This is a genomic window from Christensenella sp. (genome assembly GCF_034927525.1).
In the GTDB taxonomy this organism is placed as follows: domain Bacteria; phylum Bacillota; class Clostridia; order Christensenellales; family Christensenellaceae; genus Christensenella.
In genome coordinates, this window is sequence record NZ_JAYFPU010000370.1 from 1 (window position 1) to 16,942 (window position 16,942).

The following is a 16,942-nucleotide window of genomic DNA, read 5'->3' on the forward strand; positions in this document are numbered from 1 at the left end:
AAATATAGCCTGAAACAATTTGAAATCTGCACGCCGAAGAAACGAATGGATTTTGAAATGAAATACCAGGAAATCAAAAGAAGGGTTGGGATTTGATGATGACACCAGAAGCGGCCATGCAGTGTATTGGCCAAGAAAAACCTGAAGCTATGCGGACCATTGAATTTTGGGTAGAGGGGGACCCGAAGGGAAAAGAGCGGCCCAGGGCAAACAGATTCGGGCGGCCATACACGCCAAAGAATACGCTGGCCTACGAGAAGAAAATAAGAGAAGCTTGCGAAAAAGCAATGCCCAACCCGGAAGGCGGGATTTCTGGGGCCGGTAGAGTTAGAGGTGTGGGCTTACTACCGGATCCCAAAATCTACCACGAAAAAGGCAAGGGCTTTTATGCTGGAGGGAAAGAGCTTCCCGGCAAAGACGCCAGACGGGGATAATATCTGCAAGGCAGTGCTGGATGCCATCAATGAAGTGGCATTTAAGGACGATAAGCAGGTTGTAGAGATTACGGTTAAAAAGCGATATACCACCATGGAGAGCCCCGGGGTACATGTGATTGTACGGTATTGGCCATAGCCATAGAGGCAGGAGGAGGAATAGATGAATAAGGTGCAGCTGGTGGGACGGTTGGCCAAGGACCCAGAACTGCGAACAACTGGAACCGGAAAGTCAGTATGCAGCTTTCCAATTGCCGTAGATCGCCGATATAAACAGGAGGGGCAGCCGACGGCGGATTTCTTCACGGTGACGGCCTGGGGAAGACAAGCGGAGGTGATTGAGCAGTATTTGGCCAAAGGACGGCAGATCGCCATCGCCGGGAGATTGCAATCCCGGTCCTATGATGCCAAAGATGGAACCAAACGTTATGTGACGGAAGTCGTCTTAGAGGAATTTGACTTTATCAGCAGCGGAAATAGCGGAAACGCTGCACAAACGCAGCGGGATGCCGGGCAAGCAGTACAGGCCCAGCAGGCGCAGTACACCGCATCCCCGCAGCAGGCCCAGGGGTTTGACACCGGGGCAGGATATAGCCAGCAACGGATGACCGACATGCCGCTGGATGACGGCAGGGATGATTGGAGCTGGAGATAGGAGAGATACAATGACAAATCAATCAAAGCGCATGGCCATCATCGTGGCCATGCTGCTGCTGGTTTTTGGAGCGGCGGCCGTGTGGGCATATTCGGGAGATCGGCCAACGGTGGAGACTAGGAGCACGGTGTATGTGGTCCCCTGGCCATGGGAGTTAGTGTACCAGGATGGGGAACTGCGGATGAGATTGGAGGTCCAATAGTGGATGCTGTAAAATTTTGGAAAGCAACAAATCGGGCGTGCAAGATGTATAAATATGGTGATATGTGCCAAGGGGATTGTCCCCTTATATACTTTCTAGGTTATGACCAAGGGTGTGCAATGCCAAGACTTGTAGGCCAGGAGCCGGAACGGTATGTTGAGCGGGTAGAGCAGTGGGAAATAGATCACTCGGAGGTGGCGCATGAACAAGGTTAAGACGATCCTGTTTTGCCTGGTCATTGGTTTGGCCACGGCACTGATCGGTCTCGGCGCCGGGTGTGGTCTTGCCATCGCCCTGGCGTTTGGATGGCCGCAGATGCTGTGGGTACTGCTTGGTGTGGCCATTGTGATTGCCTGGATTGTGTGGGTGGCGTATGGACGTTATCAAGATTGAGGACCTGGAGGCCTACAAGCTTGCTGAGGGGATTACCAAACCAGATAAGCGCTGCGGGACGTGTGGCCATCATGTGGATGGCCGCTGTATGCGGATCCCGTATAGCAACCGGATAGCGGATGGGTTTGAGGTGTTGGATGATAATGAGGCGTGTACATCGTGGAGGTGTCAATGACGAAAAAAGAGTTATCCCAGCTTTATTGGCTTAACCGGGAAATCGAACAGTATAAGAAAAGGCTGAAGGAACTCGAAGATTTATCAACGAATGACACGACCGGAGAGATTACAGGAATGCCACATGGTGCCGGATGTTCTGATAAAGTTGGGAACTGTGCAGCCGAGATGGCTGATTTAAAGGCCTTAATCGAGCTAAGCATCCAGAAGTGCTGGTATGAACTGAATCGCTTGAATCGATATATTGAGAGCGTTGGAGATAGCTTAATTCGGCAGATTCTCACTTACCGGTACGTGAATGGATTTACCTGGAATCAGGTGGCTGCGAATATTGGTGGGGGGAATACTGCGGATGGGGTGAGGATGCTCCATAACCGATTTCTTGAAGGGGAACAGACTTGTTCGTTTTGTTCGGAGAAATAATGATATGATGTAATCTGAGGAATGTGTAAATGTGTATCTCCTATACCTATCGGCCATCGGGCGTCCTACTGCAATAAGACGCCCCTTTCTTAATCAGTGCGTATAATACGCATAAAACAATTGACATATATACGCATAAGGCGTATAATATAGATACAAATTAAGAAAGGAGTGACAGCTTGAAGCTTAAAGAGGCGATAAAAATGTTGGAAGCGGATGGCTGGGTACATTGTGCAACAAAAGGTTCCCACCATCATTATAAGCATCCAATAAAACCTGGGAAAGTAACCGCTCCAATACCAAAGCACGATGATATCGATCCTCGTACGCTGAAGAGTATTAAAAAGCAGGCGGGGCTTAAATAGCCCCAACTGCAACTCTTATTCGAGTATGTCATTCCATAAAATAAAAACAAAACAAGGAGGAATCATAATGGCTAATAAATCAGTGTACCCTGCTGTTTTTTACCCATGGGAAGGAGGTAACGGCTTTACCGTCGAAATCCCGGATCTTCCGGGGTGCGTATCAGAAGGTGAGTCCTTACCAGAAGCCATCGAAATGGCGCAGGATGCCGCCAGTGGCTGGATCTTAGGAGAACTTGAGGATGGTAACGATGTTCCGGAAGCAAGTAATCTAAAAGATATCACCGTTGATGAAGATGGCGGCTTTAAGCAGTATCTTGTATTGGATATTGCAGACTACGCTAGAAAACATGGTAAAAAAACAGTGAAGAAAAATCTTACAATTCCGGCATGGCTGGCAACCCGGGCGCAGGAGAGAAATATCAATTTTTCTCAGGTGTTGCAGGATGCCCTCATTGACTATCTTGGAATTGCACAATAACAAATTTGATTCAAGCGCCGCCAACCCGGCGCTTTTTTAATGCAATAAAAAAGCCGCGGATTACTCCACGGCTTCATCGTTTTTAGATCGGCACAGTTCATCCATGGTAACGCCAAGGGCATCGGCCAGAAGGATGGCGTTTGATACCAGGCAATCGTCCCGCTTCTCGATATCTTGGAGGGTGCGACGGTGCAGCCCAGTGCGGTCTGCCAGCTTTTGCACGGACAGGCCCTGGGCATTGCGGATTTGTTTGAGATTCATGGTTATTTTCCTTTGCTGTGAACACGTGATACGATTGTAGCAATTACAATCAAAGCATTGATTATAACAAGGACTTTATTGACGGGATGCCAATGCATCGCAATAGCTACGGCAAGATTGGCAGCCAGAAAGAGCGTGGCAACTTGATTGGATTTCATTGTAAGTTTTAAGCCAATGTGGTAGAATAAGGATACGAAGAGAGGCTTTCACCTCTCCTTGTATCAATGGCTATCAGCTAAGATTTGAAAGCGGCTATTAGAGCGGCGATTGCGGTAATTGCTTCTAATATCAACTCGATGATTTCTTTTGTTGATAGCTTTTGTTTTTTTTTACCATCGGTTATTCCGGTGGTTTTTTAATGCCTGAAAGGAGGTGCGCAATGCTGACAGATGAACAGACAAAAGAATTTTATAACTCGCCGGATTGGCGTAGGACACGCAAAGAGATATTGCGCACTGACAAGGGCGAGTGCCAGATCTGCAAAGCCAAGGGACGATATACCAAGGCGGTGATTGTGCATCACGTCAACCACCTGCGAGACCGTCCAGATCTTAAGCTTGATAAGACCTACGAGGATACCAATGGCATCACGCAACGACAACTTATCAGTGTGTGCCGAGAGTGTCATGAGACGGTCTGCCATCCTGAGAGGATGAGGGAGATTATAAAACCGTTAACGACTGAGCGATGGTAGGGATTGGAGGGATGCCGGAACGGTAACGGGCCTAGTTGCTAACCAGAGGCACGACTTTGTCGTGAGTGGGTTCGACTCCTATTCCTTCCTCCAGATATAGATTGAGGGGACACCCCTGGTCAAAAAAAAGTACAAATTAATCCGATGGGGCGTAACTCGGAAGGGTTATAGCCAAGAGAAGAAAATCGCTCTTCACGTGCGGGAAAAGAGGGAAGGCTAATGGAAAAAAAAGAAATGAAAAAAGATATGCTTTTGCAGCTTGAAAAAAATGGGACCAGGGAAAAATGCTTCATCGACCTTGTGGATGATTATTTAGCTATGTGGGAAACAAAGAAAAAGCTGGTTGCGGATATTCGAAAAAATGGTGTGAAGGTTGTCTATATTTCGAATAATGGCACTGAGAACCAGAAGAAAAATGAATCAGTGGATATGCTGGTTAAGGTGAACGCTCAAATGCTGAAGCTCCTTTCCGAACTTGGAATTAAGGCATCCCGGGAAGAAATGGGGATGGATGATGAGCTCTAATATTAACCCCTATATCCTAAGATACATCGAAATGGTTGAGGACGGCACAATCCGAGCCTGTGAAGAGCAGCATCTCCTTGTCGAGTATGTTAGAAAATGTTTTGAAACTGAGGATATTTATACCGATGATGAACAATTAAACAATTATCTGGGGTTATCAAAATACTTTCCGTATGAGCGCATTTTTGAGTGGCAAGAGTTTTTCCTTGGTTTGCATCTCTGTACGTTTAGGAAATCTGACGGAATGCCGAGGTGGCCGGATGCCCTGGCCCTTATCGCCAGGGGCGCAGGAAAAGACGGAACTATCGCCGTGGAGTCAATGGCTGTTACCAGCCCGTATTGTGGAATCCAGAATTACGATGTTGACATCTGCGCAAACAACGAAGAGCAGGCCATGCGGCCATTTCAGGATATTTGGGAAGTGTTTGAACGCCCAGATAACACTAAGAAGATGAAGCGCTTCTGGCGTTGGAATCGAGTGGCTGCCGTGAGCTTAAAAACCAATGCGCAGATTAAGGGACGCACCAATAGCCCTAGGGGCAAGGATGGCCTGCGGTCTGGTGTGGTGATATTTAACGAGATCCATCAATACGAAAATTACGACAATATTAACGTCTTTACCACCGGCCTTGGGAAAAAGCCACACCCCAGGCGAACATATTACACCACCAACGGGGATGTCCGGGATGGTCCTCTGGATGATTTAATCGCCACTAGCGAGGGAATCCTTAGAGGGGGAGAACCGGACAATGGCCTATTGCCTTTCATCTGCAAGCTCAACAACAAAGACGAGGTGCATGACCCACAGAACTGGCAAATGGCTAATCCCTCTTTGCCGTACCTGCCAAGTCTCATGGAGGAGACCCGTAAAGAATACGAAGAGTGGAAGCGGGCTCCCCATCGGTTGCCGGCATTCATGACAAAGCGAATGAACTTGCCTCAAAGTAAGTCTGAAATTGTCGTTACGAAGTGGGAAAATATCGAAGCAACAAAAAGGGAACTCCCCGAAATGTCGGGGTGGTCCTGTGTGGTTGGAATCGACTATGCCAAAGTAACCGACTTTGCCAGCGTCAATTTTCATTTTCGAAATGGCGATGAACGCTTTGATTTAAATCATTCTTGGCTGTGCGCTCAAAGTGGCGATTTGCAGCGGATGAAATGCCCCTGGAAGCAGTGGAACGAAGATGATTTAATTACCGTGGTGGATGATGTTGAAATCCACCCGGATCTCTTGTGCCAGCATATTGCAGAAATGGGAGAGAAATATAACATCCTGGGAATTGCCCTGGATAACTTTCGATATGCATTATTCTCAGCGAGTCTTCTGAAGATTGGATTTGATGCTAAGGATTATAAGAATGTCCATTTGGTACGACCAACGGATATCATAAAAGCCACCACAGTGATTGACAGCTGTTTTGCCAATCACTTTTTTAATTGGGGGGACAACCCGGTACTGCGGTGGGCAACCAATAACACGAAGCTTATCCCGTCGTCAAGTAAGGTGAAGGCATTAGCTGGGAATGATACCGGAAATTATACCTACGCCAAAATCGAGGCCCATGCCAGGAAGACGGACCCGTTTATGGCAATGGTGGCTAGTATGACAATTGAAGATCTACTGAGGTCTGGCAGCGTGATGGGCACGCCTGAATTTGAAGTGTTCACATTTTGAAAGGGGGTGATTGTGGTTGAACAGTATAACGGAATGGTTCAAGAAAACATTTGGAATAGAATCAGCGGTTGGGCTTGTTGATGTCCCCGGGACAACAGATGAAAAAGAATGGTGGAAGGCCTTGTCTGACGCTTATGTGCGAGACTTGGCGTTTTATTCTTGTGTCAACATTGTTGCGGGGGCGGTATCAAAGTGTGAATTTAAAACATACGTGAATAATGCGGAAACCAAAGGCGAGGAATATTACCTTTGGAACTATTCGCCAAATTTGAATCAAGGTTCATCGGAATTCGTTCAAAAATGGATTGTGCGGCTGTATGTACACAATGAGGCCTTGGTAGTGGACATTAATGGCCAGTTATTGGTAGCAGACAGTTACAGTCGCAAAGAGTATGCCCTTTATGACGATATCTTCAGCGGCGTGACGGTTGGTGATTTCACTTTCGACAGAAGCTTTAGTCAGTCGGAGGTACTTTTCTTTAAACTCTCATCAAAAGACATGAAACAAGTTACCGATGGATTATCCGCTGCCTTTGGTCACTTAATCGACTATTCCATGGGGTTTTACAAAAGAAGCCGCGGAAGCCATGGTGTATTGAATACAGATAGCATCCTTGGCGGAGATCCCGAAAAAGCAAAGAAATTTCAACAGAACATCACGAGGCAGTTCGAAAAATTTTATAATGCTGAAAATGCAGTTGTTGGAATCCCGATGGGCTATACCTATTCGGATATCAGCCAAAAAACATATAGCAATGAAGGTACTCGGGATATCCGGGCCATGATTGATGATGTGAGTGATTTTACAGCTAGGGCATTCTCCATCCCGCCAGCACTGCTTAATGGCAAGGTAGAGGGGACGGAGCAGGCCATGGAACACTTCCTGACATTTTGCGTTGACCCGCTGTGCGATATGCTACAGGAGGAAATAACCCGAAAGCGTTATGGCTATGAGGGCTTTCGAAAAGGCGCCTATTTAAAAATTGACACAAAGGGAATTAAGCACATTGACTTACTCGATGTGGCGGTTTCCATTGACAAGCTCATTGCCAGCGGTGCATTCTGCGTGAATGATATCCGTAAATTTGTTGGGGAAATGCCAATCGATGAAGATTGGGCGAACCAACACTTTATGACAAAAAATTATGCCACGGTTTCTGATTTATTGGAGGCCATGGGCACGGAAGGAGGAAAACAGCTTGAAGAATAAAAAATATTTTGAACTAACTCAGACCGGTGGTACCGCAGATTTAACAATTTATGGGGACATTACTTCATGGCCATGGTTGGAAAGTGATGTATCAGCATACAACCTATCTAAACAACTCGGAGCGATTGATGCTGAAAGTATCAACGTCCATCTGAATAGCTACGGTGGCGAGGTGGCGGAGGGTTTAGCCATTTACAATGCTCTAAGACAACATCCGGCTAAAGTCACCACTTATTGCGATGGCTTTGCGTGTAGTATCGCCAGTGTCATCTTTATGGCAGGGGATGAGCGTATTATGGCGGATGCCAGCTTGCTCATGATTCATAATCCATGGACCAGGGCGAGCGGCAATGCCAACGATTTTAAGAAGCAGGCGGAGGACCTAGAGGTGATTGGCAGTGCATCCGCTAAGGCGTATCTCGACAAGATATCCATCGGAGCAGATGAGTTGCAGGAGCTTCTGGATAATGAAACGTGGATAACGTCTGAGGATGCTTGCAGTATGGGATTTGCCACAGGCGTTTACGCGGACGAGGATCCCGACGCACCTAGTCAATGCGTCAGAAAGCAGGTCATGGAAAAGCTTCTTGGCGACACTTTTGTGCCGGAAAGAGTGGCTGAATTTAATTTAAAAATCTCCGACGAAGAGATTGAGTCGATGGTTGCGAAGACCATTGACCGATTATATAAAGATTGCGGCCAGCCGAAAGAAGAAAATCGGCTTAAAAAATTATTTGGCGCAAAGGCGCAGGAGGAAGAATAAACATGAAGAGTAAAGATTTAAAAGCGTTGGACCGTAACCAGGTGATGAACAACATTCGTGAGGCCATCTCCAATGATGATGAAGAGGCTTTTGCAATTGCTTTTACTGATTGGGCAGATAGCATCCAGGAACAGGTGCTAAATGAAGCACGTGGCGTTCTCAACGCCCAGGATACTACAATTCTGGCTACCCGGGGGGTGCGTCAGCTAACCTCCGAGGAAAGAGATTATTACCAGGCAACCATTGAGGCAATGCGTTCATCTAATCCGATGCAGGCTTTGACTGATTTAACGGTTGTTATGCCGAAGACCATTTTAGACCAGGTATTTGAAGACCTAGAACAAAATCATGAGCTCTTAAATGCCATTTCATTTATGAATACTTCTGGCCTTGTAGAGTTTTACAGAAATACCAATACAAAACAATTGGCCACCTGGGGGCAGCTGACGGATACCATCACCAAAGAGCTGACCAGTGGATTTAAGAAAGTTGAATTGGGCCAGAAAAAACTTTCGGCCTGGATGCCTGTTGCAAATTCCATGTTGGATTTAGGCCCGGCATGGCTCGATCGTTATGTGCGCATTGTCTTGGCTGAGGCCCTTGCCTTTGGGTTGGAGGAAGCGATTCTCAACGGAACCGGGAAAGATGAACCAATTGGAATGACCAGACAGGTCGGAACCGGTGTAACTGTAACCGATGGCGTATACCCCGTCAAGACAGCAACTGAAGTAACTGCTTTTGATCCTGTAAGCTATGGCACATTGCTGAGCGCTTTGGCCAAAACAGAAAAAGGAAATCCGAGAATTGTAAGCAACGTGATTCTTGTGGTTAACCCCACCGACTATTTAACAAAAGTGATGCCAGCAACCACTATTTTACGTCCAGATGGGACTTACGCCAATGATGTGCTCCCCTTCCCAACTCAGATCATCCAGAGCGTGCAGATGGCAGAAGGCAAGGCTGTTATCGGAATCGCATCAAAATATTTCATGGGGATTGGGACCCAACAGTCCGGAAAACTGGAATACTCCGATGAGTACAAATTCTTAGAGGACTTAAGAACCTACAAAATCAAGCTCTATGGAATGGGTGAACCGGACGATAACAATGCATTCCAGTACCTTGATATTTCCGGCGTTGAACCTCTCGTGAAGGAAGTAAAGGTAGTTAATACGGTGACCACCAAAGCGGGGGAGTAGCAACGCCTGATGCCACACTGGCCAGCCTAGCTATCGGAAGCCTGACTTTAACCCCGGCTTTTGATGCAGCGACGCTGGCCTATGCAGCGGCAACCACCAATGCAACCAACACTATTACCGCAGCGGCGGCAGACTCTAACGCAACCGTCGCCATTAAAGTCGGTAATGTAGATGTCGTAAGTGGTGCCGCAGCAACATGGGCAGAGGGCGAAAATACCGTAACCATAACCGTGACCAATGGATCGGAAACGAAAACCTATACCGTCACTGTTACCAAATCTTAGCAAGGAGGCCGTAACATGGCATTACCAGAGGGCCTGTTAGTGGCCGTGAAGAATTACCTGGATATCACTTGGGAGGATGTCGAGAGTGACAAAAAGATAGCTGGTATTACCGAGCGAGGCGTGGCCTACATTGACCGCATCGCCGGGAAAGCTATGGACTATACAATTGAGGGGAGCGCGCGGGCGCTCCTTTTTGATTATGTCCGATATGTACGTTCCGGGGCATTGAATATCTTTATGGACAATTACTGCCACGAATTGATTGCATTGCAAATGGACGAAATGGAGGTGCCCGAGGATGAAATCCAAGTCACCTGAAATTCCGGACTTTTTAGACGGGATCGTCACTATATTTAGAGTAGATGATATTGCTGAGCTGGGAGACAGGCCGAAGCGGGGCATTCACCAGGTGGTCAGCCTCCGCTTTGCCGACCGGACCATCGGATACAAGCGGCACTACACCGCCATGCAAGCCATGGAGCAAATTGACCGACTGGTTCGGGTGCCGGAGCATCCCCAAATTACAACAAAGCAAATAGCAATCATCAACGGTGCGCAATATCGTATCAATGCCCTTGATGTCAATATCTACACAACACCAAGGGTAATGGACTTAACTCTGGGGAAGCTGGAGGATTGTTTCGATGTTGAGCAAAGTTAAAGTGGTGAGGGATGCCTTGGTTCCGATTGGTCCGAAAGTCTACCATTACCATGCCGACGGCCCACAGGGCAACTATATTGTGTGGGCCGAGGATAATCAGGGCGAAGTGATCCACGGAGACGGGGAGTTAGAGGAGCAAGGCATTCAGGGCACCATTGATTATTTTACCCGTGATGAATACGACGAAACCGCCGATAAAATCCAGGATGCCTTAATAAAGGCAAAAATTCCTTTTGCCATCACATCTATCCAGGAAGAGGAATCAACGGGTTATATCCATTATGAATGGGTGTGGGAGGTGGTGTGATATGGCGAGTTTTACGAGTAAAACGAGATATGCCTTTGATGCATCGAGTGCTTTTGAGCTGGCCTTAGATCGCTACGCTGCCGGAGCGGATGAGATTACACAGAAAGCAATCTATGCCGGGGCAGAGGTCATTGCCGATGAAATTAAAGCGGAAATGGACAAAATCCCAATTGAAGAAGGGCGATATCTAAAAAATGGGGACAAGTTTGCAAGTGCGACCAAGACGCAAGTCGAGGATTTGAAAGAATCCTTTGGTATTACACCAATGGCCGAAGATGCCATCGGTTGGAATACCAAACTTGGTTTTGACGGATACGGCAGCATCCCAACGAAGAAATATCCAAAGGGCGTGCCGAATCAACTCACAGCCCGGGCCATTGAAAGTGGCTCAAGCATCAGGATTAAATTCCCCTTCGTGCGCCGGTGCGTGACTCGAAAGAAGAAAGTGGCCATTGCAAAGATGGCTCAGATTGTTGATGCGGAAACCGCAAAAGTATTTAAAAAATAAAGGAGAAAAAACATGAGTGAAGGACATTTTATTAATGTTAAGGGATTCTGTGTGGCAGAACTCACAAATGAAAGCGAAAAAACATATGACACGGTGCAGGTCGTATCTAAAACCATGAAGGTGAAGGTGTCCACGGATTCCAATACCGAGACTCTGGACGGAGACGGTAGACCGACGGATTCCTGCACGACCACGGGGAAAACCACTATTGAGGTTGAAATCAATAAGCTTCCCCTGAAAATCCAGGCATTCTTAGCTGGGCATGGTTTTGATGAAACCACTGGAGCAATGCTGGAAAAGGAAACGGATACGCCTCCAGATGTAGCTTGCGGGTATTGTTTTGAAAAGTCAAATGGAAAGAAACAATACCACTGGTATTACAAAGGCAAATTTGAAAAACCAGACGATGATGTCGAGCAGATTTCTGACGGAAAAGCTAAATTCTCCACTCCGTCCTTAAAGGGGACATTTGTCTACCGAAGTGATGGCAATAAGGCGTGCAAGTGGGATGAGGAAGAGGGGACTATACCAGCTGCAATCCTTAGTACGGTTACTGAACCGCCAGCCGCTTTGTTAAACCCAGCGGTATAGCGAGTATGCCATGGAAGAATATATTGTCGTCCACCAATTTGTAGACCGGGTAGACAATGACCACCAATACTATCCTGGGGACCATTACCCCAGGACTGGTGAAGTAAATAAAGAACGTCTCGAGTGTCTGCTGTCCAATGACATCCCATTGATTCAGCCAGTCGGAGGAACGGAGACGATTGAAAATTTAAAACCACAGGAAGCATCAGAAATTTCAGAACCGGAGGAAATGTAGAAATGGTTATTGTTGTCGATCAGGGAACGGAAAAAGAACGAATGATTATGATGGAGCGCAATCGCCCCAGGATTATCCGGGAGGCGCTGGCGGTGCAAAAGGACTATATGGAGGTTGTTACTCCAGAAGAATTGGATGCGCAGCTTGCCATTGTGTGCGGGTGGTATCCGGGGCTAACCCTTACTGATTTGTATGACCATACAAATATCGATTTAACCCAATTTGTCTTTGCCTCCACTCAGTATGCCATCACCGGCATCGTCAAAAAACTGAGTGAAGCTGGAGACGAGGACGAAGTGGGTGATGAAAAAAACCAACAGGCGGGGACGGCAAGCGCTTAACCCTGCCTGATTTTTTGAATGAGCTCTATCTGGGATTAATGCAAAACGGATGGAGTATGCAGGCCATCGATGAGATGGATTTGTACCACTACATCGAGTTGAAAGCCTATCAGCACAAAAAAGAGTATTGGCAAGGCGTGGATGCCTTTGCCGATGCACCCATTTAAGGAGGGAGGGAACCATGGCATATGATATCGGACCGAGAATAGGCATTGATGGCGAGGCGGAGTTTAGAAAGCAAATCCGATCCATCAATGGCGAAATGGCCTCCCTCCGTTTTGAGCTGGATAAGTCGTCGGCCAGTTTTAAGGGGCAAGAAAAAAGCCAACTGGCCCTGACGGAGAAGAGTAAAATCCTCACAAAAGAGGTGGAGAACCAGCGTAAAAAAGTTGGAGAATGCAACGATATGCTGGCGAAGTCCACACTGAAATATGGCGAGGCCGACGAAAAAACCATCAAATGGAAAGCTACCACGGAAAAAGCCCGGGCTGAGCTTGTGAAAATGGAAAACGCTCTGAGCGATACCAATAAGCAGCTGGACTTTGTGACGAGCGGCTTCGGGCAATTTCAGCTTTCCATGGATTCCGCATCCGGGAAATTTACAAAAATTGGAGATGTGGCCCAGGGTGTTGGAAAAACACTCACAACCCATTTAAGCCTACCCATTGTGGCCGCAGGTACCGCAGCTGTCAAGGCAGCCATCGACTATGAGGATGCCTTTGCCGGGGTGCGGAAAACCGTGGACGGCACGGAAGAGCAGCTGGCCAAGCTGTCGGACGGAATATTGGCATTGTCTGAACGAATGCCAGAATCGGCGACGCAGATTGCCGGGGTGGCCGAAGCCGCAGGTCAGTTAGGCATCAAAACCGAAAGCATCCTAAGCTTTACCGAAACCATGGTTATGCTGGGGGATGCGACCAACCTCACCAGTGAGGAAGCGGCCACAGCGTTGGCCCGATTCGCCAATGTCACCCAAATGAGTCAGGATGAATTTAGTAATCTGGGCTCATCGATTGTTGCCCTTGGTAATAACTTTGCGACAACCGAATCGGAAATCACCAACATGGGCCAGAACCTGGCCGCCGCAGGTTACCAAGTCGGGATGTCAGAAGCAGACATCATGGCTCTGGCGACAGCGATGTCGAGTGTCGGAATAGAAGCCGAAGCTGGCGGGTCAGCCATGAGTAAGCTCATGATTGAGATCCAGCTGGCCACGGAACAGGGCGGCGACAGCCTCAATCAGTTTGCGGCTGTCGCAGGCATGAGCGCTGATGAATTTACCCAGGCGTTTAAAACCAATGCCGGGGGAGCTATCAAGGCCTTTGTGACGGGCCTCAACGACACTGACCGAACCGGGCAATCTGCCATTGCAACACTGGACGATATGGGAATCAGCGAAGTACGGATGCGCAATGCTATTTTGAGCCTATCAAGCAGTGGAGACCTGCTCAACAATACGATGTCAGTATCCGAGGAGGCCTTTGCAAGCAACACGGCTCTGCAAAAAGAAGCGGCTGCCCGATACGAAACCACAGCATCCAAGCTAAAAATCCTATGGAACCAAGCCGTTAAGGTCGCCATTGAGTTTGGCGGAGAAATGCTGCCTGTCCTGGAAGATGTTATGGACAGTGTGAGCGGCGTCGTTAAATGGTTTGGCAGCCTCACGGACGAACAGAAGAAAGCTGTTGTGCAGATTGGGGCTGTTGTTGCGGCCACCGGTCCGCTGATTAGTGGTGTAGGCAAAGTATCCACTGGGCTTGGAGCCATTACGAAGCAACTTGGTAGTGATGACCTCATTGCTAAGCTTGGAGGATTTGCAACAAAAACGACTACTGCCGGAACCGCGAGTGCGGCAGCCGGGACTTCGACGGCGGGGTTTGGGGCATCGCTTGCGTCTATTGCGCCGGTTGCAGGGCCAGTCGCCATTGGCATTGGTGCAGTTGCCATTGCTTTTTTAGCCCACAAAGAAAACGCGGCGCGGGCCGCAGGGGCGCTTAAAGATGTCCAGGAAAAAACGGACACAGTCAAAGCATCAAATACGACTGTCCTTCAATCAATCGAGGATGCGAGGGCGAGTTTTGAAAAAGAATCTGCGGCCATTGAAGTTAGTGCCGTTCAGGCTACTGGGTTAGCTAATAGCCTGATCAATGTGGTGGAACAGGAAGGTAATACCGCTGCCGGAAAAGAAAAAATAGCGGCGATGGTCGAGACGCTGAATGGACTTGTTCCCGGATTGAATTTGGCATACGATGAAACGCGGAATGTTTTAAGCAAGACGAACGATGAACTGCTCAATAGCATCACGAATATGCAGGAGCAGGCAAGAACAGCAGCTAATCAGGAAATGCTTGTGCAGACCTATAAGGACCAAGCAGCAGTCATTCAAAATTTAGCATCAACTCGACAACAGGCAAGCGATATTCAGAACGAGCTGAATGCAAAAGAATCCGAATATAACGAATTGGCAGGACAGCAATCATCGCTTGTCGATATGATTGACCCAAAGTATGTAAAGCTTGGTGATGAAATTGCCAATCTAAAAACTCAAAAAGGTGATCTCTCAGCGCAAACACAGGATTTGCAACAAAAGTGGTTAGATAGTCAGACGGCCATCCAAGAGTATTCAACGTCCGTTAATGGCATATCGGATACCTATACTTTTGTTGCGGACACATCAATATTATCTAAAGATCAGGTTGAAGTATACAACCAGGCCTTGCAGGATGGGAAAAGCGGCCCAGAGGCGTATCAAGAAGCTATTAACTCAATTAAGACTTCCATGGAAGATGTGTCGAAAAATGCGAAGACAGAGGGGGAAAACGCAAATGCGGGTTACCGAGAAGGCTTTAATTCTGTTGAGCCTTTGCATGAGTTTGGAAAATCCGCAATCGGTCAGTTCATCAAAGGGATCCGAAATGCGCTAGATTCGAATTCTCCGTCACGAGTCATGGACGGAATTGGCGTTGATGCATTTAAGGGTTTCTTCAACGGTGTGATCAATCAAGATTGGATTGGCACTGGCCTTGCTGCAATTTCTAACTTTTTAGCTGGTGTCAATAGTCAAAAGCAAAATGCTAATGCAATGGGCCAAGATGTCAGTACCAGTGCCAACACCGGACTGTCCAGCCTTTGGCCTATATTTAACCAAACGGGATCAAGTCTAGGTGGTTTTTTTAACGCAGGGCTTTTTAATCAAGCGCCAAATGCAGAAACAACCGGTTATTCTGTCGCATCTCAGGGTGATGTTGGCTTAACCTCATGGATTTCAGCCTATGGCCTCACCGGGACCCGTGGCGGTGTCAGTTTTGCAAATGCCCTCGGAAACGAAGGAATAAATGCTAATGCCCAGGGTATGAGCGCCGCCGCCCAAGGCGGGTCGGGATTTAACTCCGGCGTGGACGCTTGGACAACCGTTGCTAAAATCAAAGAAGCGGCAACGGCTATCTGGAACGGCTTTTGCGAGGTGTTGGGGATTAACTCTCCGGCAGAATCCTTTAAATGGGCCGCACAAATGTGCCTTGATGGATTTAAGGAGAAGTTTACTCCAGACAACTGGATGAGCTTAGCCAAACAAGGGGCGAGGTCTATTTATGATGCCTTTTCCAATAGCAATCTGTCGGTTAAAGGTCTATTTGAGGCTTTGGGCAGCAACATGTCCGGCATTGGAGCATTTGGCGATTTCCTGCGGGATAAGCTTGGCCTTGATGCATCAGGATTAATGGGCACCCTCAATCAGATACTCTTTCCGTCCGGCGGGTCATCGGGGAGCGGAACCTATATCGGCTCCGGCGGCCTGCAATGGCCGTCCGACACCACCGCCATCACAGACTACTTTGGCAACAGGGAGTCGCCCGGAGGCATCGGGAGCACCTATCACGAAGGTGTGGATATCGGGGCACCTTACGGTAGCCCGGTTTACGCTGCGGGCTCCGGGTCGGCATCCATTGCCGGCTGGTATGGCGGGTACGGGAATGCGGTCAAGCTGGACCATGGCAACGGCTTATCGACATTGTATGGCCATATGTCCGAGGTACTGACATCAGTTGGGGCAAATGTCCGAACAGGTGAGACCATCGGGCTTGTTGGGAGCACAGGCAATTCCACTGGACCCCACATCCACTTTAGCGTGCTTGTTAATGGCGAGCAGGTGGACCCGATGAACTACTTTGGATTTAGCGTCGGGACGCGGTATCTGCCGCAGGATATGGTCATCCAAGCCCATGCTGGCGAAATGATTATCCCGAAAAGTGAGAATCCGTATGCCAATAGTGGCGGGAGTATCACTGGTGGCTTATTTGGTGGAAGTGGCCTGGCCGATGAAATTGGACGAGCGGTAGCGGCGGCTCTATTGTCATCAAAAGGCATTGGGAACTCTGTAAAAATCGAAACCAACAACTACACCCCCAATCCATCTCCAAGTGAAACCGAACGGGCGACATTGCGTGCACTCAGAAAGGCAGGATTAGCCGATGCATAAAATTAAGTATATCAACGATAGCGGCGCAGTCCTCGACATTGGCGGAGATGATCGCCTAACGCTTATGAGCATCACGGGCTTGGAATC

20 protein-coding genes, 1 tRNA gene and 1 pseudogene are annotated in these 16,942 nt (G+C 48.0%); 21 read left to right on the forward strand and 1 reads right to left on the reverse strand.

Features of this window, described 5'->3' with window-relative positions:
• Positions 1-149: 149 nt before the first annotated feature.
• The 6 genes and pseudogenes from VB081_RS14565 (at position 150) to VB081_RS14590 (ending at position 3,124) form a co-directional block, all read left to right on the forward strand.
• Positions 150-573: pseudogene (locus VB081_RS14565) on the forward strand (RusA family crossover junction endodeoxyribonuclease).
• A gap of 24 nt (positions 574-597) precedes the next feature.
• Positions 598-1,089 (forward strand): single-stranded DNA-binding protein, encoded by a 492-nt coding sequence (locus tag VB081_RS14570; protein ID WP_323401495.1) that lies wholly within the window; start codon positions 598-600, stop codon positions 1,087-1,089.
• A gap of 403 nt (positions 1,090-1,492) precedes the next feature.
• Positions 1,493-1,684 carry a hypothetical protein gene (locus VB081_RS14575; protein WP_323401496.1) on the forward strand — a complete coding sequence of 64 codons (192 nt, stop codon included), beginning with the start codon at positions 1,493-1,495 and terminating at the stop codon, positions 1,682-1,684.
• 171 nt (positions 1,685-1,855) lie between these two features.
• Positions 1,856-2,281: an RNA polymerase subunit sigma-24 gene (locus VB081_RS14580; RefSeq protein WP_323401497.1), complete on the forward strand. Its 426-nt coding sequence runs from the start codon at positions 1,856-1,858 to the stop codon at positions 2,279-2,281.
• A gap of 179 nt (positions 2,282-2,460) precedes the next feature.
• A complete protein-coding gene (locus VB081_RS14585; protein ID WP_323401498.1) occupies positions 2,461-2,646 on the forward strand; it encodes a type II toxin-antitoxin system HicA family toxin in 186 nt (61 codons plus the stop codon).
• A gap of 67 nt (positions 2,647-2,713) precedes the next feature.
• A complete protein-coding gene (locus VB081_RS14590; RefSeq protein WP_323401499.1) occupies positions 2,714-3,124 on the forward strand; it encodes a type II toxin-antitoxin system HicB family antitoxin in 411 nt (136 codons plus the stop codon).
• A 60-nt stretch (positions 3,125-3,184) separates the two neighbouring features.
• Here VB081_RS14590 and VB081_RS14595 read toward each other — a convergent pair whose 3' ends face one another.
• Positions 3,185-3,385: a helix-turn-helix domain-containing protein gene (locus VB081_RS14595; protein ID WP_323401500.1), complete on the reverse strand. Its 201-nt coding sequence runs from the start codon at positions 3,383-3,385 to the stop codon at positions 3,185-3,187.
• 358 nt (positions 3,386-3,743) lie between these two features.
• On the opposite strand from VB081_RS14595, the gene VB081_RS14600 reads away from it, so the two are divergent.
• The 15 genes from VB081_RS14600 (at position 3,744) to VB081_RS14665 (ending at position 16,855) form a co-directional block, all read left to right on the forward strand.
• Positions 3,744-4,079 (forward strand): HNH endonuclease, encoded by a 336-nt coding sequence (locus VB081_RS14600; protein WP_323401501.1) that lies wholly within the window; start codon positions 3,744-3,746, stop codon positions 4,077-4,079.
• A gap of 5 nt (positions 4,080-4,084) precedes the next feature.
• Positions 4,085-4,172 (forward strand) — tRNA-Ser (locus tag VB081_RS14605).
• A 126-nt stretch (positions 4,173-4,298) separates the two neighbouring features.
• On the forward strand, positions 4,299-4,604 hold the full coding sequence (locus VB081_RS14610) for a P27 family phage terminase small subunit (RefSeq protein WP_323401502.1): 306 nt from the start codon (positions 4,299-4,301) through the stop codon (positions 4,602-4,604).
• Between the two features lie 31 nt (positions 4,605-4,635).
• Positions 4,636-6,279 (forward strand): terminase TerL endonuclease subunit, encoded by a 1,644-nt coding sequence (locus tag VB081_RS14615; protein WP_323401503.1) that lies wholly within the window; start codon positions 4,636-4,638, stop codon positions 6,277-6,279.
• 16 nt (positions 6,280-6,295) lie between these two features.
• Positions 6,296-7,489: a phage portal protein gene (locus VB081_RS14620; protein WP_323401504.1), complete on the forward strand. Its 1,194-nt coding sequence runs from the start codon at positions 6,296-6,298 to the stop codon at positions 7,487-7,489.
• A complete protein-coding gene (locus tag VB081_RS14625) occupies positions 7,479-8,252 on the forward strand; it encodes a head maturation protease, ClpP-related (RefSeq protein WP_323401505.1) in 774 nt (257 codons plus the stop codon). The genes VB081_RS14620 and VB081_RS14625 overlap by 11 nt, the downstream gene beginning before the upstream one ends.
• A gap of 2 nt (positions 8,253-8,254) precedes the next feature.
• Positions 8,255-9,451 carry a phage major capsid protein gene (locus tag VB081_RS14630; RefSeq protein WP_323401506.1) on the forward strand — a complete coding sequence of 399 codons (1,197 nt, stop codon included), beginning with the start codon at positions 8,255-8,257 and terminating at the stop codon, positions 9,449-9,451.
• 74 nt (positions 9,452-9,525) lie between these two features.
• Positions 9,526-9,735, forward strand: a complete 210-nt coding sequence (locus tag VB081_RS15120) for a cadherin-like beta sandwich domain-containing protein (RefSeq protein ID WP_442872732.1) — start codon at positions 9,526-9,528, stop codon at positions 9,733-9,735.
• Between the two features lie 15 nt (positions 9,736-9,750).
• On the forward strand, positions 9,751-10,053 hold the full coding sequence (locus VB081_RS14635; protein ID WP_323401507.1) for a hypothetical protein: 303 nt from the start codon (positions 9,751-9,753) through the stop codon (positions 10,051-10,053).
• The gene (locus VB081_RS14640; RefSeq protein ID WP_323401508.1) at positions 10,034-10,396 is read left to right on the forward strand and encodes a hypothetical protein; all 363 of its coding nucleotides are present in this window, start codon (positions 10,034-10,036) and stop codon (positions 10,394-10,396) included. The genes VB081_RS14635 and VB081_RS14640 overlap by 20 nt, the downstream gene beginning before the upstream one ends.
• Complete coding sequence (locus VB081_RS14645; RefSeq protein ID WP_323401509.1) at positions 10,380-10,703, forward strand: hypothetical protein; 324 nt, start codon at positions 10,380-10,382, stop codon at positions 10,701-10,703. Before VB081_RS14640 ends, VB081_RS14645 begins: the two co-directional genes overlap by 17 nt.
• Position 10,704: 1 nt before the next feature.
• A complete protein-coding gene (locus tag VB081_RS14650; protein WP_323401510.1) occupies positions 10,705-11,211 on the forward strand; it encodes a hypothetical protein in 507 nt (168 codons plus the stop codon).
• 12 nt (positions 11,212-11,223) lie between these two features.
• A complete protein-coding gene (locus VB081_RS14655) occupies positions 11,224-11,802 on the forward strand; it encodes a major tail protein (protein WP_323401511.1) in 579 nt (192 codons plus the stop codon).
• A gap of 237 nt (positions 11,803-12,039) precedes the next feature.
• Positions 12,040-12,378, forward strand: a complete 339-nt coding sequence (locus VB081_RS14660) for a hypothetical protein (RefSeq protein WP_323401512.1) — start codon at positions 12,040-12,042, stop codon at positions 12,376-12,378.
• Between the two features lie 181 nt (positions 12,379-12,559).
• Positions 12,560-16,855, forward strand: coding sequence for a phage tail tape measure protein (locus VB081_RS14665; protein WP_323401513.1), 4,296 nt, complete (start codon positions 12,560-12,562; stop codon positions 16,853-16,855).
• The last annotated feature ends 87 nt before the right edge of the window (positions 16,856-16,942 follow it).